The organism is Rhodococcus sp. AH-ZY2 (assembly GCF_030916465.1).
GTDB classification, from domain to species: Bacteria; Actinomycetota; Actinomycetes; order Mycobacteriales; family Mycobacteriaceae; genus Rhodococcus; species Rhodococcus ruber.
In genome coordinates, this window is the sequence record NZ_CP126458.1 from 758829 (window position 1) to 777849 (window position 19021).

Annotated in this window: 22 protein-coding genes; 11 read left to right on the top strand and 11 right to left on the bottom strand. The window is 71.7% G+C overall.

Annotated features, from left to right (window positions below; all coding sequences use genetic code 11):
- Nucleotides 1-269: 269 nt before the first annotated feature.
- Entirely contained in the window at nucleotides 270-1229 is a 960-nt protein-coding gene (locus QNA09_RS04520; protein ID WP_048774052.1) for a S9 family peptidase, read from the bottom strand.
- Between the two features lie 22 nt (nucleotides 1230-1251).
- The gene (locus QNA09_RS04525; protein WP_010593031.1) at nucleotides 1252-1824 is read right to left on the bottom strand and encodes a DUF4126 domain-containing protein; all 573 of its coding nucleotides are present in this window, start codon (nucleotides 1822-1824) and stop codon (nucleotides 1252-1254) included.
- Between the two features lie 143 nt (nucleotides 1825-1967).
- Between QNA09_RS04525 and QNA09_RS04530 the strand changes: the two genes are divergently transcribed.
- Together QNA09_RS04530 and QNA09_RS04535 are read left to right on the top strand one after the other, a co-directional pair.
- Nucleotides 1968-3353: a sigma 54-interacting transcriptional regulator gene (locus tag QNA09_RS04530; protein ID WP_119699500.1), complete on the top strand. Its 1386-nt coding sequence runs from the start codon at nucleotides 1968-1970 to the stop codon at nucleotides 3351-3353.
- Complete coding sequence (locus QNA09_RS04535; protein ID WP_040274399.1) at nucleotides 3353-5290, top strand: VWA domain-containing protein; 1938 nt, start codon at nucleotides 3353-3355, stop codon at nucleotides 5288-5290. The genes QNA09_RS04530 and QNA09_RS04535 overlap by 1 nt, the downstream gene beginning before the upstream one ends.
- A gap of 51 nt (nucleotides 5291-5341) precedes the next feature.
- Here the strand turns inward: QNA09_RS04535 and QNA09_RS04540 are convergent, their stop codons facing one another.
- Genes QNA09_RS04540 through QNA09_RS04550 form a run of 3 tightly spaced genes read right to left on the bottom strand, consistent with a single transcriptional unit; the run spans nucleotide 5342 to nucleotide 7854 of the window.
- Complete coding sequence (locus QNA09_RS04540; protein WP_017679437.1) at nucleotides 5342-6508, bottom strand: MFS transporter; 1167 nt, start codon at nucleotides 6506-6508, stop codon at nucleotides 5342-5344.
- Nucleotides 6509-6511: 3 nt separating this feature from the next.
- A complete protein-coding gene (locus tag QNA09_RS04545) occupies nucleotides 6512-6904 on the bottom strand; it encodes a hypothetical protein (RefSeq protein WP_010593027.1) in 393 nt (130 codons plus the stop codon).
- Nucleotides 6905-6927: 23 nt separating this feature from the next.
- Nucleotides 6928-7854: an AEC family transporter gene (locus tag QNA09_RS04550; RefSeq protein ID WP_029539917.1), complete on the bottom strand. Its 927-nt coding sequence runs from the start codon at nucleotides 7852-7854 to the stop codon at nucleotides 6928-6930.
- 169 nt (nucleotides 7855-8023) lie between these two features.
- Here QNA09_RS04550 and QNA09_RS04555 point away from each other — a divergent pair, with 169 nt between their 5' ends.
- Nucleotides 8024-8182 carry a hypothetical protein gene (locus QNA09_RS04555; RefSeq protein ID WP_017679440.1) on the top strand — a complete coding sequence of 53 codons (159 nt, stop codon included), beginning with the start codon at nucleotides 8024-8026 and terminating at the stop codon, nucleotides 8180-8182.
- 24 nt (nucleotides 8183-8206) lie between these two features.
- Here QNA09_RS04555 and QNA09_RS04560 read toward each other — a convergent pair whose 3' ends face one another.
- The gene (locus QNA09_RS04560) at nucleotides 8207-8923 is read right to left on the bottom strand and encodes a GntR family transcriptional regulator (protein ID WP_010593025.1); all 717 of its coding nucleotides are present in this window, start codon (nucleotides 8921-8923) and stop codon (nucleotides 8207-8209) included.
- Nucleotides 8924-9019: 96 nt separating this feature from the next.
- Here QNA09_RS04560 and QNA09_RS04565 point away from each other — a divergent pair, with 96 nt between their 5' ends.
- Genes QNA09_RS04565 through QNA09_RS04590 form a run of 6 tightly spaced genes read left to right on the top strand, consistent with a single transcriptional unit; the run spans nucleotide 9020 to nucleotide 15308 of the window.
- Nucleotides 9020-10150, top strand: coding sequence for a TIGR03364 family FAD-dependent oxidoreductase (locus tag QNA09_RS04565; RefSeq protein ID WP_119699501.1), 1131 nt, complete (start codon nucleotides 9020-9022; stop codon nucleotides 10148-10150).
- 32 nt (nucleotides 10151-10182) lie between these two features.
- The gene (locus QNA09_RS04570; protein WP_010593023.1) at nucleotides 10183-10860 is read left to right on the top strand and encodes a phosphonatase-like hydrolase; all 678 of its coding nucleotides are present in this window, start codon (nucleotides 10183-10185) and stop codon (nucleotides 10858-10860) included.
- A 30-nt stretch (nucleotides 10861-10890) separates the two neighbouring features.
- Nucleotides 10891-11859: a phosphate/phosphite/phosphonate ABC transporter substrate-binding protein gene (locus QNA09_RS04575; RefSeq protein ID WP_048771991.1), complete on the top strand. Its 969-nt coding sequence runs from the start codon at nucleotides 10891-10893 to the stop codon at nucleotides 11857-11859.
- Nucleotides 11860-11881: 22 nt separating this feature from the next.
- On the top strand, nucleotides 11882-12721 hold the full coding sequence (phnC, locus tag QNA09_RS04580) for a phosphonate ABC transporter ATP-binding protein (protein ID WP_059174866.1): 840 nt from the start codon (nucleotides 11882-11884) through the stop codon (nucleotides 12719-12721).
- Nucleotides 12718-14319 (top strand): phosphonate ABC transporter, permease protein PhnE, encoded by a 1602-nt coding sequence (gene phnE / locus QNA09_RS04585; protein ID WP_017679444.1) that lies wholly within the window; start codon nucleotides 12718-12720, stop codon nucleotides 14317-14319. Before phnC ends, phnE begins: the two co-directional genes overlap by 4 nt.
- Nucleotides 14295-15308, top strand: coding sequence for a zinc-binding dehydrogenase (locus tag QNA09_RS04590; RefSeq protein ID WP_119699502.1), 1014 nt, complete (start codon nucleotides 14295-14297; stop codon nucleotides 15306-15308). Before phnE ends, QNA09_RS04590 begins: the two co-directional genes overlap by 25 nt.
- 73 nt (nucleotides 15309-15381) lie before the next feature.
- Here the strand turns inward: QNA09_RS04590 and QNA09_RS04595 are convergent, their stop codons facing one another.
- From QNA09_RS04595 to rpmB, 5 genes are all read right to left on the bottom strand, one after another.
- Nucleotides 15382-16248, bottom strand: coding sequence for a DUF559 domain-containing protein (locus tag QNA09_RS04595; RefSeq protein WP_119700276.1), 867 nt, complete (start codon nucleotides 16246-16248; stop codon nucleotides 15382-15384).
- 193 nt (nucleotides 16249-16441) lie between these two features.
- Complete coding sequence (gene rpsR / locus QNA09_RS04600) at nucleotides 16442-16702, bottom strand: 30S ribosomal protein S18 (RefSeq protein ID WP_003937779.1); 261 nt, start codon at nucleotides 16700-16702, stop codon at nucleotides 16442-16444.
- Nucleotides 16703-16712: 10 nt separating this feature from the next.
- Complete coding sequence (gene rpsN, locus QNA09_RS04605) at nucleotides 16713-17018, bottom strand: 30S ribosomal protein S14 (RefSeq protein ID WP_017679447.1); 306 nt, start codon at nucleotides 17016-17018, stop codon at nucleotides 16713-16715.
- Nucleotides 17019-17021: 3 nt separating this feature from the next.
- Nucleotides 17022-17186 carry a 50S ribosomal protein L33 gene (gene rpmG, locus QNA09_RS04610; RefSeq protein WP_003937781.1) on the bottom strand — a complete coding sequence of 55 codons (165 nt, stop codon included), beginning with the start codon at nucleotides 17184-17186 and terminating at the stop codon, nucleotides 17022-17024.
- Nucleotides 17186-17422 carry a 50S ribosomal protein L28 gene (rpmB, locus tag QNA09_RS04615; RefSeq protein WP_017679448.1) on the bottom strand — a complete coding sequence of 79 codons (237 nt, stop codon included), beginning with the start codon at nucleotides 17420-17422 and terminating at the stop codon, nucleotides 17186-17188. The genes rpmG and rpmB overlap by 1 nt, the downstream gene beginning before the upstream one ends.
- A gap of 117 nt (nucleotides 17423-17539) precedes the next feature.
- Between rpmB and mrf the strand changes: the two genes are divergently transcribed.
- Both mrf and QNA09_RS04625 read left to right on the top strand, forming a co-directional pair.
- Complete coding sequence (gene mrf, locus QNA09_RS04620; protein ID WP_119699503.1) at nucleotides 17540-18754, top strand: ribosome hibernation factor-recruiting GTPase MRF; 1215 nt, start codon at nucleotides 17540-17542, stop codon at nucleotides 18752-18754.
- Nucleotides 18751-19005, top strand: coding sequence for a type B 50S ribosomal protein L31 (locus QNA09_RS04625; RefSeq protein ID WP_040274429.1), 255 nt, complete (start codon nucleotides 18751-18753; stop codon nucleotides 19003-19005). Before mrf ends, QNA09_RS04625 begins: the two co-directional genes overlap by 4 nt.
- The last annotated feature ends 16 nt before the right edge of the window (nucleotides 19006-19021 follow it).

Genomic DNA, 19021 nt, shown 5'->3' on the forward strand with positions numbered 1-19021 from the left:
GGGCACCCGAGGCGATGTGCCCGGGTGCCCGAGAAGGAATCGATCGAGTCGTCGACTCATTCCCGGGGTCGCCACTTGGCGAAGTGGAAGTACGCGTAGGTGTGGCGGCACCAGCTGGGTACGGCAACGCGCATCGACTTCGCCGCGATGACCTTGTCGTCTCGCATCGGACCGTACCTTTCTCGTGTGTTCCTACGGGTTAACCGGACACCATACCCGAGTAAAGCGAATCTGACATCTCTTGTGTTCCGCCCGTCTCGGGCGAGGGGTCAGAGCTTGGCGAGCCACGCCTCGAAACCGCGGGTGAACTCGTCGGAGAAGGGCAGATCGGCGATGTAGTCGGCACCGGTGGACTGCTGGTCGCCGATGTCCTTGAGCACGTGGTTGGACCGGTACAGGCGCAGGGACGTCAGGTTCGTGTGCACGAGCGCCGAGTCGAGGGCGTCGACGTCCTCGACCCGCACCTGGATGTCCTTCGCCGAGACGCTGGTCAGCACCGGCAGCCCGCCCTCGAGCTGAGCCGCGAGCATCCGCGGATCGAGCGCGTCCTCCTCGGCGAGGGCCTTGGCGTTGGCCGAGACCAGACCGGCGTTGCGCAGCGGCTCGGGCAGGGTGTCGCTGAGGGTGCCGTCGGCGCGCAGCGATTCCACGGCGCCGGCGAGGGCCAGGCGCAGTTCGTCGGCGACCTGGATCGGGAGCTGACCGGCGTCGACGACCGCGTCGAGCTGGGCGTCGATCTGGGCGGTGAGCAGGTCCAGCAACCGCACGGCCAAGGGCTCGAGCAGCGCGATGCCTGCGACCGGGGCACCGGCGTCGGCGAGGGTGAGGGCGATGAGGGCGCCCTCGCTGTGCCCGACCACGTAGAGCCGCTCGGCGTCGATGCCCGGCTGCGCGGCGAGGAACCGGAGGCCGTCCGTGGCGGCGTCGATGAACGTGGAGAACCCGAGGTCGGCGACGTCGGCGACGTCGTACGGGCCGAGGCCGGTCACACCGCTGCCGAGCTTGTCGTAGCGCAGGCTCGCGAAGCCGTTGCGCTCGAGCACGTCGGCGAGGTGGCGCAGCGTGCCGATCGGGCCGGGCAGCAGCGCACTGTCGCCGTTGCGATCGGTGGGACCGCTGCCGGCGAGCAGCAGCACGGCGGGGACGTTTCCGTCGCTCGCGGCGGGCACGCGCAGGCTGCCGTGCAGGGTCACGTCGCCGCTGGAGAAGGAGATGTCGGTGTCCGCCATGCGTCGTGTCTATCAGAACCGGTCAGACCGTCCGCAGGCGGCTCAGCCGTCGATACCCGCGGTGGACGGCCCACACGAAGCCCGCGAGCAGGGGCACGACGAGCAGCGGGACGACGAGCGCGATCAGCGACGTGACGAACGACAGCAGGTCGTCGAGCAGCGACAGCGCCGGGTTGCCGAGTCCCGCGGTGGTGACCGTGCTCGCCGCGCGGGTGCCGGTCTGCACAGTGCTCACCGCCATCGCGGTCGGGGCGCCGACGACGATGCCGGCGAGAGCGGCCATCGCCGGGTCGAGATCGGCGAACGCCGCCCAGGCGGCCAGCGCGCCCGCGACGGGCCGCACGACGGTCGCGACGGCCGAGAGGACGTTGTCGACGAAGGGGACGAGGTCGGCGCCGACCTCGACGACGGTGGCGATCGCCAGGGCGACGAGCGCGCCCGTCGACCCGACCCACTGCATCGACTCGTTGAGCGCGATTCCGAACAGGCCGAAGTGCACTGCGGTGCCGAGCATCAGCAGCGGGAGAAAGGTGCGCAGGCCGGTGGCGGCGGCCAGCCCGATGCCCAGCAGTGCCGCGAGGAGCCAGGTGTCCATGGCGGGAGTCTAGGGATCGGTGCCGACAGCGCGCTCCGGCACGGCCCGATCCGGGAAGAGCTGCCGGTACGGCGCCGGTTCCGGGTGGGGCACCGCCGCGGCTGCAGGTGCCGAAATCACCGAACGCTCGTACCTTGGGAGGGGTGACGTCACCCACACTCAGGCCGTCCACCGTCGGAGAGCTGCGTGCCTCGGGACACGAGCACCGCTCCGTCAAGGACGAGATCCGGCAGAACCTGCTCGCCGCCCTGCGCGACGGCCTCGACCCGTGGCCGGGCATCGTCGGATTCGACGACACCGTCGTTCCGCAACTCGAACGTGCGCTGCTCGCGGGCCACGACGTGGTGCTGCTCGGTGAACGCGGGCAGGGCAAGACCCGGTTGCTGCGCACCCTGCCGCTGCTGCTCGACGAGTGGACACCGGTTATCGCCGGTTCCGAACTCGGCGAGCACCCCTACGACCCGATCACCCCCGCCTCGATCCGCCGCGCCGCCGAACTCGGCGACGACCTGCCCGTCGCCTGGCGGCACCGCAGCGAACGCTACGCCGAGAAACTCGCCACCCCCGACACCTCCGTCGCCGACCTGGTCGGCGACGTCGACCCCGTCAAGGTCGCCGAGGGCCGCAGCCTCGGCGACCCCGAGACCATCCACTTCGGTCTCGTGCCGCGCGCCCACCGCGGCATCGTCGCCGTCAACGAGCTGCCCGACCTCGCCGAGCGCATCCAGGTCTCGCTGCTCAACGTCATGGAGGAACGCGACATCCAGGTGCGCGGGTACACGCTGCGGCTCCCGCTCGACGTCCTGCTCGTCGCCAGCGCCAATCCGGAGGACTACACCAACCGCGGCCGGATCATCACCCCGCTCAAGGACCGGTTCGGCGCCGAGATCCGCACCCACTACCCGACGCAGCTCGACGACGAGATCGCCGTCATCGAGCAGGAGGCGCAGCTGCAGGCCCGGGTCCCGGACTTCCTGCTCGAGATCCTCGCCCGCTTCACCCGCCTGCTGCGTGAATCCACCTCGGTGGACCAGCGTTCCGGTGTGTCGGCGCGCTTCGCCGTCGCCGGCGCCGAGACCGTCGCCGCCGCGGCGATGCGTCGCGGCGCCGTGCTCGGCGAGGCCGACCCCGTCGCACGTCCCGTCGACCTCGGCACCGTCGTGGAGGTGCTGCGGGGCAAGGTCGAGTTCGAATCCGGCGAGGAGGGACGGGAATTCGAGGTCCTCGATCACCTCCTGAGGCGGGCCACCGCGGACGCCGCCCGCACCCGGCTCGCCGGGGTGAACCTCGGCCCGCTCGTCACCGCCGTCGAGCAGGGACAGCCGGTGGTGACCGGGGAACGGATCACCGCCAAGGCACTGCTGGACGAACTGCCCGACCTGCCCGTCCTCGACGTCGTCGCCGAGCGGCTCGGCGCGGAGGACATCGGAACGCGGGCTGCCGCCGTCGAACTCGCGCTCGAGGGCCTCTACCTCGCGCGGCGGATCGCCAAGCACGCCGACGACGACGGCGCCGCGGTGTACTCCTGATGAGCCGGGGCGCGCGGTACGGGCCCTACGACGGCGGCGACCCCCTCGCCCCGCCGGTGGATCTGCGTGAGGCCCTCGCCGCGATCGGCGAGGACGTGCTGGCCGGCAGTTCGCCGCGACGTGCGCTGCGGGAACTGCTGCGCCGCGGTCACGGCTCGATGCGCGGGCTGGACCGCCTTGCGGCGCAGGCGAATCGGCGTCGGCGGGAGCTGCTGGACCGGACGAACCTCGACGGCACGCTGCGCGAGGTGCGTGAGCTGCTCGACCGGGCCGTCCTCGAGGAACGCAAGGCCCTCGCACGCGCACTCGACGACGACGCCCGGTTCGCGGAGATGCGGATCGAGGAACTGCCCGCCTCCACCGCGCAGGCCGTGCAGGAGCTCGCCGACTACGACTGGCGCAGCCCGCAGGCCCGGGAGGACTACGAGAAGATCCGTGACCTGCTGGGCCGCGAGGTGCTCGACCAGCGGTTCGCCGGGATGAAGCAGGCCCTCGAAGGTGCCACCGACGAGGACCGTGAGCGCGTGAACCGCATGCTCGAGGATCTGAACGATCTGCTGGACAAGCATTCCCGCGGGGAGGACACCCAGGAGGACTTCGAGCGGTTCATGGCCGAACACGGCGACTTCTTCCCGGAGAATCCCGGCAACGTGGAGGAACTGCTCGACTCGCTGGCCCAGCGCGCGGCGGCGGCGCAGCGCCTGCGCAACTCGCTCAGCCAGGAACAGCGCGACGAGCTCGACGCCCTCGCTCAGCAGGCGTTCGGTTGGCCGAGCCTGATGTCGCAGCTCGACCGTCTCGACTCGCACCTGCGTGCCGCCCGCCCGGGGGAGGACTGGACCGGGTCGGAGCGGTTCCGAGGGGACCGGGGAATGGGCCTGGGCGAAGCGACGGGGGCGCTGCAGGACGTCGCCGAACTCGACGCACTCGCCGAGCAGCTCTCCCAGCAGTACGCCGGCGCCTCCCTCGACGACATCGACCTCGACGCGCTGGCCCGCCAGCTCGGCGACGACGCCGCGGCCGATGCGCGCACGCTCGCCCAGCTCGAGAAGGAACTGCAGCGGCAGGGGTTCTTCGACCGGGGCGCCGACGGGCAGTGGCGCCTGTCGCCCAAGGCGATGCGCGAACTCGGCCGGACCGCGCTGCGCGACGTCATGGACCAGCTGTCCACCCGGGGCGGGCAGCGCGAGACCCGCCGGGCGGGGGCCACCGGTGAGCCCACCGGGGCGTCGCGCCCGTGGGAGTTCGGCGACACCGAGCCGTGGGACGTGGTGCGCACCCTCACCAACGCGACCCTGCGCGCCCCCGCGCGGATCCCGGTGCGGATGGATGTCACCGACGTCGAGGTCGTCGAGACCGAGCAGCGCACCCAGGCGGCGGTGGCGCTGCTGGTGGACACGTCGTTCTCGATGGTGATGGACGGCCGGTGGGTGCCGATGAAGCGCACGGCCCTGGCCCTCAACCACCTGGTCTCGACCCGGTTCCGCGGCGACGCGCTGCAGCTGATCGCGTTCGGCCGGCACGCCCGCGTCGTCACCGCCTCCGAACTCGCCGGGCTGGACGGGGTGTACGAGCAGGGCACGAACCTGCACCACGCGCTCATGCTGGCCGGCCGGCACCTGCGCCGGCATTCCAATGCCCAGCCGGTGGTGCTGGTGGTCACCGACGGTGAGCCCACCGCGCATCTCGAGGCGGACGGCTACGCGGCGTTCGACTATCCGCCCAGCGCCCGCACGCTCGGCATGACGGTCCGTGAGCTCGACCATCTCGCCCGCGTCGGGGCGCACGTGACGATCTTCCGGCTCGGCGACGATCCCGGGCTGGCGCGGATCGTCGACCGGATGGCCCGCCGGGTCGGTGGCCGGGTCGTCGCGCCGGACGTCGACGGCCTCGGGGCCGCCGTCGTAGGCGACTACGTGCGGCTGCGCCGCCGCTGACCCACCCCGTGCGCGATTCTGGTAGCGGGAACTACCGGAAACGCGCACGGGCTACCGGCGCAGCGCCCGCCAGGTGCTCACCGCGGCGGTCGAGAGCAGTCCCGCGGTCACCAGGAACACCGACGCCGTGCCGGCGACGCCGGCGATCGCGCCGGCTGCCAACGGCACCGACACCTGGCCGAGACGGTTGCCGGTGAGGCGCACGGCCAGCGCCGACGCCCGGTCCGCCGGTGCCACCAGCTCGACGACCCACGTCATGGTCAGTGGCTGCCCGAACCCCCAGAAGGCACCGCAGATCGCCAGGAGTATCCCCAGCGCCCACGGGTTCGGCAGGAACGGCAGCGCCGCGACGGGCAGGGCCGTGCACGCCGTCGCCGACAGCAGCAGACGTCGCCGCGGAATCGTCCGCAGTGCCCACGGCAGCACCGCACGCGAGACGATCGACGCGACGGTACGAGCGGTGAGCAGGGCCGACACCAGCAGCACCCCGAAGCCGAACTCCTCCCCGAGCAGCGGCAGGTACGCGACCACGATGTCGACGGACGCCAGCACGACGAGGCTCGAGAACATCGCGGGCTTCATCCCGCGTGTGCCCAGCATCGACCGCACCGACTGCGGTGGCGCGTCGCCCGGGGCGCGACCGGAGCCGGGCGGTTCGCGCAGGCCGACGACGAACGGCAGGGCTGCCGCGGCGAGGACCGTCATCACCAGCAACGCCGGGGTGGTCTCGACGGTGTCCCCGTTGCTCGCCGCGGCGATCACGCCGGCGAGCGGCACCCCGATCGCCTGACCCACCGACACTCCCAGGGTGATGCCCGCGAAGCCGCGGTCGAGTTCACCCGGTGGCGACAGGATCGACACGAACGCCTGTCCGGACACCGTCACCAGAAGCTGACCGAGACCCAGGACGGTGTTGCCGAGGCCGAGGACCCACAGGTCCGGGCTGACCGCGATGATCAGCGCACCGGCCACCGACACCACGACACCGCCCCGGAGAATCCCCGCCGCGTGCCGGCGGTCGACGGCCCGGCCCAGCTGCACCGCCAGGACCAGCGGGACGAGGGCGAACAGGGCCGTCACCACGCCGATCACGGCCGCGTCGCCGCCGAGGGCGAGCACGCGGTAGGAGACGAGGACGCGCACCGACTGGAACGTCGCATGCAGCAGCGCCGTCGCCGTGCACAGGAGCAGCAGCCAGTGCCGGGGGATGCGGGACATCGGTCAGCCGGCCGTCACGATCCGGTCGGCCAGCGGTGCCTGCAGCGTCAGCTCGAGCACACCGGTGACGGCGATCATGATGCACGCCCGGTCCACCGCCTCCGGCAGGGTGCCGCCACGCAACGCCACCGTCACGGCGGAGTCGGACTCGCCGACGGTGGCGTCGACTCCGAAACACGCGGGTGTGCCGGTCTCGAAGTGGACGGCGATGCGGTCGTCGTCCACTCGGGTCCACGAGCGCAGCGGGATCGGGTGCGGCTCGACGAGGTCGTCGCGGGCGGTGAAGACCGTCGCCCCCACCGGTGTCGGTTCCTCCGGTAGGGCGGGGACGTCGGCGCCGCCCGGACCGCACGCGCCGGCCAGGACGCAGCACACGGCGAGCACCGGCAATCGCATGGCTCTCAACCTAGCCGCGCCCGTCATGCGAGGAGCGCGGCGACGACGCCGATCGCGGGGATCGAGGCGAGGGTGGTGACCAGCGCGGCGTCGCGGGCGAGCACCATGCCGCGGCCGTAGCGGCTCGCGTAGACGAACACGTTCTGTGCGGTCGGCAGCGTCGCCACCACGACGATCGCGAAGAGTTCGTGCCCGTCCAGGCCCATCAGGTGCCGGGCCATGACGTAGGCGAGGACGGGCTGCACCACGATCTTGAGCACCGATGCGAGCGCGACGTCGCGGCGCGGGCTGGTGCCCTTCTCGAGCACCCGCACCCCCTGGAGCGACAGGCCGAATGCGAGCAGGGCACCCGGTACGGAGGCGCCACCGAGGAGGTGGAACGGCTGCATCAGCGCGGCAGGCGGCGTCCAGCCGGCGACGGCGACGGCGAGTCCGGCCGCGCCCGCCAGCACGATCGGGTTCTTGAACGGGGCGGTGATCGTCTCCCGTCGTGACGCGCCGGGGCGCATCGTCGACAGGTCGAGCATCGTCAAGGCGATGGGGGAGAACAGCACGATCTGGAACAGCAGCAGCGGCGCGACGAACGAGGCGTCGCCGAGGACGAACACCGCGATCGGAATGCCGAGATTGGCGGAGTTGACGTACGAGGCGGCAAGCGCGCCGATCGTCAGCTCCGGCAGGGGCCGGCGCAGCCACAGCTTCGCGACGACGAGGTAGAGCGCGGCGACGGCGAACGCAGTGGCTGCGGCGACGTACAGGGTGGGGGAGAAGATCACCGACAGGTCGGAGGTGGCCAGCGAGTCGAACAGCAGCGCGGGGGTGGCGACGAAGAACACCATCCGGCTGAGCACGAACTGGGCCTCGGGTCCGAGCGTGCCCGTCCGGCCGAGTACGAATCCGATCGCGATGATCACGAAGATGACGCTGAATCCCGCGATCACGCCCGACACCGACACAACCCTTCGAAAGCACACGATATGCAGGCGCTGCACGCCAGACCGAGAACCTTACCGGCGGTAACGGCACGGGGCACATCCCGCCCTTGTCGCCCCGTCCGGTGAGACGCCGCGAACGGACGCCGACCGGGCACCGGGGCCGGGAATCTGCGATGCTGAAAAAATGCCGACCGACCCGATTGTTCATCCCCCGGCCAACGTCATCGCGCTGGCCCAGCATCCGCGGTATCAGCACGCGGACTGGACGCTCTCGGAGCGGCTCGTACGGCGGCAGGAACTGGTCCTGCAGCATCTCGGCGTCTGGGGCGACGACGGTTCGTGAGGTCTGCCGGGCCCCGGGAACGGCTCAGGGCGTCACCGTGGCGACGAACGTCATCCGGTCCCCACGGTAGAGCGAGCGCCGCTGCTCGATCGGTGCCTCGTGCCGATCGTAGGAAACGCGGTTGAGCAGGAGCATGGGCGTGCGGATGTCGGCGTCGAGGAGCGCCGCCTCGCGTGCGTCGGGCAGGGTGGTCTCGATGTACTCGACCGCGCGCGCGAAGGTGATGCCGCGTGCGCGGATCGCCGCGTACAGCGACGACGTGGCGTCGAAGCTGTCGGCGAGTCCCGGAAAGCGGGCGGCGGGCAGGCGGGTCCGTTCCAGTCCGACGCGGACGCCGTCGGTGAGCAGGACGCGTTCGAGTTCGAGGACGGGATCGCCGACGGCGATCGCGAGGACCGCGGCGAGGTCGGGGTCGGCGGCGAGGTCGGTCCAGCCGACGAGGATGCGTCCCGCGCTCCGGCCCTCCGCGAGGGCCGCCTCGGTGTAGGAACCGATGATCAGCGGTTGCAGGATCTTGGGCTTCGCGACGACGGTGCCCCGGCCGCGGCGTTCGATGCGGCCGTCGACGAGGAGCTCGCGCAGCGCCTGGCGGACGGTTTCCCGGGCCACGTCGAACCGGCTGGCGAGTTCACGCTCGGAGGGCACCGGGTCGCCGACGGAGAGCTCGTCGAGCAGGGCGGTGACCTGATGCCGCACGATCTGGTGCTTGGGGACCCGGGTCTCGCGAGCGGTTTCTGGCACGGTCGAATCGTACCGGATTCTGGTCTATACCAATTGTTCACCGGGCGTTCGCCTGCCGTCCCATTATTGGTCTAGACCATCACTCAGGCTCGGGTCATGCGAGTCCTGATCATCGGCGGCGGCATCCTGGGCACCGCCCACGCCGACGCCGCCGTCCGCCGCGGACACGACGTCGTCCACCTCGAACGCGAGCCGGAAGCCCGGGGCGCCACCGTCCGCAACTTCGGCCTCGTGTGGGTCTCCGGGCGCACCGAGGACGAACTGGCCGCCACCCTGCGCTCCCGCGAGCTGTGGGCCGACCTCGGCGCCCGCGTCCCCGGCATCGGTTTCCGGGCGAACGGTTCGATCACCCTTCTCCGCAGCGACGCGGAGGTGGTCGTCGCCCGGGCGGCCGCCGACCGCGCCGACGCCCGCGACCGGGGTTTCACCCTGCTCGAGGCCGAAGCGATCCGCCGGCTCAATCCCGCCCTCCGGGGCAAGTTCGCCGCCGGCCTGCACTGCAGCACCGACGCCGCCGTCGAATCCCGCGTCGCCCTGCCCGCGATCCGGTGGCACCTCGCCACCTCCGGGCGGTACCGCTTCCGGCCGGAGACCGAGGCCCGCAGCGTGACCCGCAGCGCCCACGGCACGGTGCAGGTGCGCGACGACCACGGCACCGTCCACGAGACCGACCTCGTGCTCGTGTGCCCCGGGGCGACCCTGTCCGGTCTCGCCCGTGAACTCGGCGGCGACCTGCCCCTGCGCCGCGTGCGCCTGCAGATGATGCAGACCGCACCGCTGGGCGAGAAGCTCACCACGTCCGTCGCCGACGGCGACAGCCTGCGCTACTACCCGGGATTCGCCGGGGCCGCGCTGGACGAGCTGAAGGCGCGCGAACCGCAGGCGCTCACCGCCGAGCAGCACCGCATGCAGTTGCTGTGCGTGCAGCGACTCGACGGCGGGCTGACCCTCGGCGACACGCACGAGTACGACGAACCGTTCGCGTTCGACGTCGACGAGGCCCCGTACGAGCACCTCGTCACCGTCACCGAGGAGCTGCTCGGACGCCGGCTCCCGCCCGTGGTGCGCCGGTGGGCCGGGGTCTACAGCCAGTGCCTCGATCCCACCGAACTCGTCCACCGTGCCCGCGTCGACGACGACGTCTGGATCATCGCCGGACCGGGCGGCCGCGGCATGACCCTCGGCCCCTACCTCGGTGAGTGCACCGCCGACCTCCTGAGTCTCTGAACATCCTCTCTCGCAACCATTCCGGAGTACCGATGACTGTCATCCGACTGGCCGTGCTCGACATGGCCGGCACCACCGTCGCCGACGGTGGCCTCGTCCTGCGCGCCTTCGACGCGGCCGCCACCAGCGTCGGACTGCCCACCGACGGACCCGAACGCGACGCCGCCCGGCGCTACGTACTCGACACGATGGGCCGGTCCAAGATCGTCGTCTTCCGGTCCCTGTTCGGCTCCGAGGAGCGCGCCCGCGCCGCCAACGCCGCCTTCGAACGTGCCTACGACGACTTCGTCGACGCCGGCGAGGTCGAGCCGATCCCCGGAGCCGCGGACGCGATCACCCGGCTGCGCGACGCCGGGCTCGTCGTGGCGCTCACCACCGGCTTCAGCCGCGCCACCCAGGACCGGCTGCTTTCGGCGCTCGGCTGGCAGGACCTCGCCGACCTCACCCTCGCACCGTCCGACGCCGGTCGCGGCCGGCCGTACCCCGACCTGGTGCTCACCGCGCTGCTGCGCGCCGAGATCGACGACGTGCGCGAGGTCGCCGTGGTCGGCGACACCGTGGGCGACATTCTCTCCGGGCGCCGCGCCGGCGCCTCCGTCGTCGTCGGCACCCGCACCGGCGCCCACGACGAACAGACGCTGCGCGACGCCGGGGCCACCCACATCGTCGGTTCCGTCGCCGACCTGCCCGATCTGCTCCTGCAGTCCTGACCGACACCTCCGACCCCGAGGACTCCCGACATGCACCCGTACTTCTCCCGCCGCACGGTCGCCGCGACCGCGCTCGCGACCGGCCTCGCTCTCACCCTCACCGCCTGCGGCGGCTCCGATCCCGACGCCGTCAATGCTCAGGGCTTCCCCGAGAAGCTCACCCTGGCCGCGATTCCCGCGGAGAACTCGGCGGATCTGCAGGCCAGTTACGATCCGCTCCTCGCGCTCCTCGAGCGCGAGACCGGCGCCGAGGTCGAGTTCGTGCAGGCCTCCGACTACGCCGGCGTGGTCGAGGGCATCATCGCCGACAACGTCGACCTCGCCTTCTTCGGTCCGTTCGCCTACGTCGTGGCCGGCGTCAACGGCGCCGCCGTCAGCCCGCTCGGCGCCGTCGTCCAGGAACCCGGCGGAGAGCCGGGTTACCGGTCCTACGGCCTCACCCGCTCCGACAACACCGAGATCGACGGCATCGACGACTTCGCCGGCAAGGACGTGTGCTTCGTGGATCCGGGCTCCACGTCCGGATTCCTGTACCCCTCCGCGGGACTCATCGAGGCCGGCGTCGTCGAATCCGGCACCGAGCAGGCCGTCGCCGCCGGTGTGAACCCGGTCTACGCGGGCGGCCACGACGCGTCGGCCCTCGCGATCGCCGCCGGCGACTGCGATGCGGGCTTCGCCTTCGACACCATGGTCGACGAGACCATGATCGCCAGCGGTGACCTGGAGGAAGGCGAACTGAAGAAGGTCTGGGAGTCCGAGACGATCGCCGGCTCGCTGTTCGTGGCGAGCAACTCGCTCGGTGCCGACGTCGTCGACCGGCTCCGCGCGATCTTCGTCGACAAGGCCAACGCCGATCACATGCGCGGCGCGGGACTGTGCGAGGGCGAGTGCCGTATCACCGACGAACGGGCATGGGGCGTCGTCCCCGCGACCGACGCCGACTACGAGGGCGTGCGCGAGGTGTGCGCCCTGACCGAATCCGACAAGTGCAAGGGCTGAATTGAACAGCGATCACACCGTCGTGGGCGACGACGCCCCGACCGTCGCGGGCGACGACGCCCCGACCGTCGCGGGCGACGACGTCGTCGTCTCCGCCCGTCGCGTCACGAAGAAGTTCGGCGGCACCGTGGCTCTCGACGGTGTCGACCTCGCCGTGCACCGCAGCGAACTCGTCGTGCTGCTGGGCCTGTCCGGCTCCGGCAAGTCGACGCTGCTGCGCTGCCTCAACGGCCTGCACAGCGTCACCGACGGGGCCGTGGAGGTGGCCGGCACCCGCGTCGATCTGGCGTCGCGCGCCGAGCTACGCAACCTGCGCCGGGACGTGGGGTTCGTCTTCCAGCACTTCAACCTCGTCGGCCGGCTCAGCTGCCTCGAGAACGTCCTCGTCGGCGGACTCGGACGGCTGCGCGTTCCCCGCTACGGCGCCGCGACGTACCCGAGGCGGATGCGCACCGAGGCCCTCGCCCATCTCGACCGCGTCGGGTTGGCCGACCTCGCGGACCGTCGCGCCGACACCCTCTCCGGTGGGCAGCAGCAGCGAGTCGCGATCGCGCGGACGCTGATGCAGCGCCCCACCGTCCTGCTCGCCGACGAACCGGTCGCGTCCCTCGACCCCGAGAACGCCGGGGTGGTGATGGACCTACTCTTCCGGGTGTGCATGGAGGACACGCTCACCGTCGTGTGCACCCTGCACCAGGTGGACCTTGCGCTGGGCTGGGCCCATCGGATCGTCGGCCTGCGCGGCGGGCGGAAGGTGCTCGACCGGCCCGCCGTGGAACTGAGCCGGGCCGACGCCATGGACATCTATCGACGGGTCGACCCGGCCGCCCAGCCGGCCTCGGCGCCGACGGGACCGTCGTGAGCACCGCCCTCGCGCCCGCGCCGCCCGACCGCGTCGGGCGGCACCTGCCGGGGTCGGCCGTCCGCCGCCGGCGTCTGCTGGGGACGTGCGGGGCTGTCGCGTTCCTCGCGGTCCTGGCCTCCGCCCGCTACATCGACTTCGCCCCCGCGGCGCTGCTCGACGGGCTCGACGACGTCGCCGGCCTGCTCGGCCGCATGCTGCCCCCAACCCTCGACGATCCGGGCCGGATCTGGAAGCTCGCCCTCGACACCCTGCTGATGGCGGTGCTCGGCACGGTGCTCGCGACCGTCGCGTCGGTGCCGCTGGCCTTCCTGGCCGCCCGCAACACCACCCCGCACCCCGCCGTGTACACGGTGGCGCGCGCGGTGATCACCTTCTGCCGGGCGGTGCCGGACCTGCTGTTCGCGGTGCTGTTCGTCCGCGCCCTCGGGATCGGCGTCCTACCCGGCGTGCTCGCGCTCGCCCTGCACTCCATCGGCATGCTCGGCAAGCTGTTCGCCGACGCCGTCGAGCAGACCGAGCCCGGGCCCCGGGAGGCGGTCCGCAGCACGGGGGCCGGGTACGTCCGCGAGATGATCAATGCCGTGTTGCCCCAGGTGGTTCCCGCCTGGCTGGGGACGTTCGTCTACCGCATCGACATCAACCTGCGTACCTCCGTCGTGCTCGGATTCGTCGGCGCCGGCGGCATCGGGTTCGCGCTCCAGGACGCCCTGCGCGGTCTGGTGTATCCGCGGGCGCTGGGCATCGTGTGCGTGATCCTCGCGATCATCGCCGCGATGGAGGTGCTCGCGGTCCTCGTCCGGCGGACCCTGCTGGCACCCACCGATCCGGATCCGCGCCGCGAGAAGGCCGCGCGACTCATCTTCTCCGGCGCGGTCGCCGCCGCCACCGTCGGTGCGCTGATCAGCCTGCGTATCGACCCGCGCGCGCTGCTCACGTGGATCGGCCCCTCGCTCGAGGTGTTCACCCGTCTGCTCCCGCCGGACTTCACCGCGGTCGGCGGCAAGCTGGTCGACGCCGTGCTCCAAACCCTCGCGATCGGTGCGGTCGCCACGGCCGCCGGCATCGTGCTCTCGCTGCCGTTCGGGATACTCGCCGCCCGCAACGTGTCCCCGCATCCGGCCGTGTACTGGTCGGCGCGCTCGGTGATCCTGTTCGTCCGCGCGGTGCCCGAACTGATCCTCGCGGTGATCTTCGTCGCCGCGATCGGACTCGGCCCCGTCGCCGGGGCGTGCGCGCTCGCTCTCGGATCCGTGGGATTCCTCGGCAAGCTCGTGGCGGACGCCGTCGAGGAGATCGACCCCGGTCCCGTCGAGGCGGCGCGGGCCGTGGGCTGCGGTTGGTGGAAGACGTTGTTCGCGGCGGTGATTCCGCAGGCGGTGCCGTCCGTGATCGGCTCGAGCCTCTACCTGCTCGACGTCAACATCCGCACCTCGACGGTGCTCGGCATCGTCGGCGCCGGCGGCGTCGGCTTCCTGCTCTTCGAGGCGATCCGGACCCTGAACTTCGAGTTCGCCGGAGCGATCGTGCTCGTCGTGTTCGCCGTCGTCTACCTGATCGAAAGGGTGTCGGGATGGATCCGGTCGCTGGTGGTCTGACGCGCGCGGCCGTGTGGACGGGCACCGGCGTCGACGTGCGCGACGTGCCCGTCCCGCGCCTCGGTGACCGGGAACTGCTGGTACGGATCCGGCTCGCGACGGTGTGCGGCAGCGACCTGCACACCGTCGCCGGACGACGGCCCGGGCCACAGCCGTCGGTGCTCGGACACGAGGCCGTCGGCGAGGTCGTCGCGGCCGGACCCGGTGCGGGGACCGTCGTCGGCACGCGGGTCATGTGGACCGTCACGGCCTCGTGCGGTGCGTGCGACAGGTGCGGGTCCGGCCGGACCGCCAAGTGCCGGACCCTGCGCAAGGTGGGTCATGAACCTTTCGACGGCGCCTGGGGGTTGTCCGGCACCTACGCCCGGCACATCGTGCTGCCGGCCGGAGTGGGCGTGGTCCGGGTGCCGGACACGGTGCCGGACGTCGTCGCGGCCCCGGCGGCATGTGCGACGGCGACGGCGCTCGCCGCCGTCGAGGCGGCCGGTGACGTCGCCGGACGGCGGGTCCTGGTGTGCGGCGCGGGCATGCTCGGGGTCACCGCGACCGCGTTGTGCGTGGAGGCCGGCGCCGATGTGCGCGTCGCCGACCCGGACGCGGAGCGGGTCGCGGTCGCCGAGCGGTTCGGGGGCGTCGGCGACGAAGGCGGCTCCGTCGACGTCGCGCTCGACTTCTCGGGATCCGTCGCCGCGGTGGGGGAGTGCCTGCACCGGCTCGACGTCGGCGGCCGCCTCGTCCTGGCGGGATCCGTGACGCCCGGCCCTTCGGTGCCCGTCGACCCCGAGGCCGTCGTGCGCGGGTGGCTCACCGTCACCGGAGTCCACAACTACGAGCCCGCCCACCTGCGTCGTGCCGTGGCCTTCCTGACCCGCACCGCGGGTACGTACCCGTGGGACGAGCTCGTCGCGGCACCGGTCCGGCTCGACGACGTCGCGCACGCCCTGCGTCGGCCCGCCGCGCCTGCCCTGCGGGCGTCCGTCGTCCCGTGAGGTCAAGTCCCGTGAGCGCGCACTTCTCGTGGCGACACGCCGGGCAGTGGCACGAGAAGTGCGCACTCGGCGGTCAGACCGCAGCGCCCGCCGATCGAAGTCGCGCCCGCACGCGTGCCACGATCGACGCGGGGCGCAGGCGAAGCTGCTCGGAGTTGACGCGGACGACGGACCAGCCCAGCGCCGCGAAGGCCTCGTATCGTTCGATGTCCTTGGTGCGCTGGCGCTCGTCCGTCCAGTGATGGATGCCGTCGTACTCGACGACGGTGCGCCATTGCTTCCAGCCCAGGTCGGCCCAGCCCAGAATGCGTCCGTCCACCCCTACGACCGGGACCTGGGTGCTGGGGCGGGGGAGGCCGCCGCGCACGAGAAGCAGCCGCACCCGCGTTTCCGGAAGCGACTCGGCTCCGGGGTCCACCAGCGCCAGGGCCTCCCGCAACCGCCGCACGCCACGGGCGCCGCTGTGCCGATCGGCCAGTTCGGCGACACACGCAGGATCGGAGCGAGTGGCACGACACAGTGCGTCGAGCTGTTCGACCGCGGCATCCAGGGCGAGGCGACGGCCGAGGTCGAACGCGGTGCGAGCCGGTGACGTCACTCGCATGTCTGCCAACTCACACACCTCGTCGTCGGGGAGCGTCCCGGCGTGCACGACGACCCCTGCGGTGCCCCGGCGGCTACCGCGCCGGATCAGCTCCGCGGGCGCGGTCGCATCGATCCACCGGCTGCCGAACAGGGCCGCAGCCGAGTAGCCGGCCAGCACTCCGTCGCCCCCTGCCCAGAGCCATGCCGCTCGCGCGCGGCCGCTCGGTGTGACGGCCGCGTCCCGGTGGATGTACACATTCCGATGGACGCGCCGGAATCGCCGGAGCTGATGCGGCGTCAGAATGCCCGCCTGGACGGCGTGCGTCCCCAGGAACGGTTCGTCGAATTCCCCCATGATCGCCGAGAATGCCCGGTGGCCGTACCGGAGGGAACCGAGGTCACGGGGGCCTGTGGACAACTCGCGCGAGTGTGCACTTCTCGTGGCGACACGCCGGGCAGTGGCACGAGAACTGCGCACTCGACGGTCCACGAATGCGGCGAGGGCCGCGCGGGCACGTGCCCGCGCGGCCCTCGCCGCGAGTGGAGCTCTACTTGCTGGTGGTGGTGAAGGGCAGCAGGGCCATCTCGCGGGCGTTCTTCACCGCGGTGGCCACCTGACGCTGCTGCTGCGGGGTCAGGCCGGTCACGCGACGGCTGCGGATCTTGCCGCGATCGGAGATGAACGTGCGGAGCAGGTTCACGTCCTTGTAGTCGACGTACTCGATCTTCGCCGCGAACAGCGGGTTCTTCTTGGGCTTGCGGCCTTCCACGGCACGCGACTTCTTCGACGGGCCCCTCTTGACTGCCATGACTCGCTCCTCACCAGCTCGACTTGTGGACGCCGGGCAGCTCGCCGCGGTGCGCGAGTTCCCTCACGCGCACGCGTGAGAGCCCGAACTTCCGCAGGTGGCCGCGCGGACGTCCATCCGCAGCGTCTCGATTGCGCAATCGTACCGGACTGGCGTCGCGCGGCAGACGCTGCAGGGCGGTCTGTGCGGCGAGGCGCTGCGCGTCGGTGCTCGAGGGCCGCCGCACGATCTCCTTCAGCTCCGCGCGACGTTCGGCGTAGCGGGCGACGACGAGCGCCCGCTGCTCGTTGCGCGCGATCTTCGACTTCTTGGCCATGACCTACTTCTCCTCGCGGAAGTCGATGTGGCGGCGCAGCACGGGATCGTACTTGCGCAGGACGAGCCGGTCGGGATCGTTGCGCCGGTTCTTGCGGGTGACGTACGTGTAGCCGGTGCCGCCGGTGGAGCGGAGCTTGACGATGGGCCGGATCTCGTTGCGGGCCATCAGAGCTTCACTCCCCGGGCGCGGAGACGGGCGACGACGGCCTCGATGCCGTCGCGGTCGACGGTCTTGATGCCCTTCGCGGAGAGCGTCAGGGTGACGCGGCGTCCCTCGGACGGCAGGTAGTAGGTCTTGCGCTGGATGTTCGGATCCCAGCGCCGGTTGGTGCGGACGTGGGAATGGGAGACGGATTTCCCGAAGCCGGGCTTGCGTCCGGTCACCTGGCAGTGCGCCGACACGGCGGGCTCCCTTCTGTCGGCGCCCCGTGGGCGTAACGACAATCGTTTTCGACAAATGGCCCGAGCGACTGTACGCTCTCGGCGAGCTAATGACAATCGTTATCGAAAGGGGCTCCGGTGGACACCAGAACGCCGCTGATCGTCGTCTCCGGCCGGCGCGGACCCACCGAACGGACCGCGCGGGCCCTGCTGCGTCCGGGGACCGTCGTGGTGCATCACGACCTCGTCCACGTCGGTGAGGGCGTCGTGCGCCGCACCCTCACCACCGAGCACGATCACCGCCTCGACGTGCTCGAACTGGCCCACGGCTGCGTCTCCTGCACCCTCCGCGAGGATCTGCTCCCGCTGCTGCGCCGCCTGCATGCCCGCAGCAACGTCGACCGCATCGTCCTGCTGCTCGACCCGCTGCTCGAACCCGAGGCGTTGTGCTGGGCCGTCGAGCACGTCGTCGTCTCCGGCATCGTCGGGCAGATCGACGGACCCGCCGCCCACGACGTGCGGATCGAGGCCACCGTCACCTGCATCGACGCCGCCACGTGGCTCGCCGACGCCACCGGCGACGAGGAACTCGACGACGACCGCACCGTCGCCCAGGTCGTCGTGGGCCAGGTCGAATTCGCCGACGCTCTCGTCGTCCGGCCCGGCGCCGACGGCTGGCACCAGGCGAAGCTGCATGCGGTGCTCGCCCGGCTCGCGCCCGACGCCCCCGTCGCGTGGGGTGAGGACGTCGACGTCGAACACCTGCTCCGGCAGATCCCCGCCGGGGCGCGGCGCGGGACGGTCTCCGACGCCCACTCGCCGCTGCTGCGCGGCCAGCCACCGCTCGGCGAGGATTGCGGCGTGCGGCTGCTCGAGTTCGGTGCCCGCCGGCCCTTCCACCCGCAGCGCCTGCACGAGGCGATCGACGTCCTCCTCGACGGCGTCGTCCGGGCTCGCGGGCGGGCCTGGGTCGCGACGCAACCGGACACCGCGCTGCTGATCGAGTCCGCCGGGGAAGGGCTGCGCGTCGCCCACGCCGGACCGTGGCTCGCCGCGATGACTTCCGAGCAGCAGCAACGAGTCTCCGGCGAACGGCGCGCCATGGCGGCGCTGCGCTGGGACGACACCTACGGAGACCGCGACACCTCGATGGTGATCCTCACCCACGACGCCGACCCCGACGAGATCCGTCGCGCCCTGGAGTGGGCGCTGCTCACCGACGAGGAGTTCGCCGACCCGGCGGCCTGGCCGACATGGGACGACCCGTTCGGCGACTACCACGAAGACCCGTGCGACGACCTCCCGGCACCCACAGCCGACGCCGCACCGACAGAAGGAGAAGGACGAGCATGAAGCCCGGCATCCACCCCGACTACCGCCCCGTGGTGTTCCAGGACGCGAACACCGGATCGACGTTCCTCACCCGCTCCACCGTCACCTCCGACCGCACGGTCGAATGGTCCGACGGCAACACCTACCCGCTGATCGTCGTGGACGTCACCAGCGAGTCCCACCCCTTCTGGACGGGAACTGCCCGGGTGCTCGACGCCGCCGGCCGCGTCGAGAAGTTCGAACGCAAGTACGGCAAGCGCCGCCGTCCCTGACCGACCCACCCGAGGA

Coding starts and splice junctions, on each gene's coding strand:
- QNA09_RS04520 (WP_048774052.1), bottom strand. CDS start 1,229: ATGGCGGACACCGACATCTCCTTCTCCAGCGGCGACGTGACCCTGCAC.
- QNA09_RS04525 (WP_010593031.1), bottom strand. CDS start 1,824: ATGGACACCTGGCTCCTCGCGGCACTGCTGGGCATCGGGCTGGCCGCC.
- QNA09_RS04535 (WP_040274399.1), top strand. CDS start 3,353: ATGAGCCGGGGCGCGCGGTACGGGCCCTACGACGGCGGCGACCCCCTC.
- QNA09_RS04540 (WP_017679437.1), bottom strand. CDS start 6,508: ATGTCCCGCATCCCCCGGCACTGGCTGCTGCTCCTGTGCACGGCGACG.
- QNA09_RS04545 (WP_010593027.1), bottom strand. CDS start 6,904: ATGCGATTGCCGGTGCTCGCCGTGTGCTGCGTCCTGGCCGGCGCGTGC.
- QNA09_RS04555 (WP_017679440.1), top strand. CDS start 8,024: ATGCCGACCGACCCGATTGTTCATCCCCCGGCCAACGTCATCGCGCTG.
- QNA09_RS04565 (WP_119699501.1), top strand. CDS start 9,020: ATGCGAGTCCTGATCATCGGCGGCGGCATCCTGGGCACCGCCCACGCC.
- QNA09_RS04570 (WP_010593023.1), top strand. CDS start 10,183: ATGACTGTCATCCGACTGGCCGTGCTCGACATGGCCGGCACCACCGTC.
- QNA09_RS04575 (WP_048771991.1), top strand. CDS start 10,891: ATGCACCCGTACTTCTCCCGCCGCACGGTCGCCGCGACCGCGCTCGCG.
- QNA09_RS04590 (WP_119699502.1), top strand. CDS start 14,295: ATGGATCCGGTCGCTGGTGGTCTGACGCGCGCGGCCGTGTGGACGGGC.
- QNA09_RS04595 (WP_119700276.1), bottom strand. CDS start 16,248: ATGGGGGAATTCGACGAACCGTTCCTGGGGACGCACGCCGTCCAGGCG.
- rpsR (WP_003937779.1), bottom strand. CDS start 16,702: ATGGCAGTCAAGAGGGGCCCGTCGAAGAAGTCGCGTGCCGTGGAAGGC.
- rpsN (WP_017679447.1), bottom strand. CDS start 17,018: ATGGCCAAGAAGTCGAAGATCGCGCGCAACGAGCAGCGGGCGCTCGTC.
- rpmG (WP_003937781.1), bottom strand. CDS start 17,186: ATGGCCCGCAACGAGATCCGGCCCATCGTCAAGCTCCGCTCCACCGGC.
- QNA09_RS04625 (WP_040274429.1), top strand. CDS start 18,751: ATGAAGCCCGGCATCCACCCCGACTACCGCCCCGTGGTGTTCCAGGAC.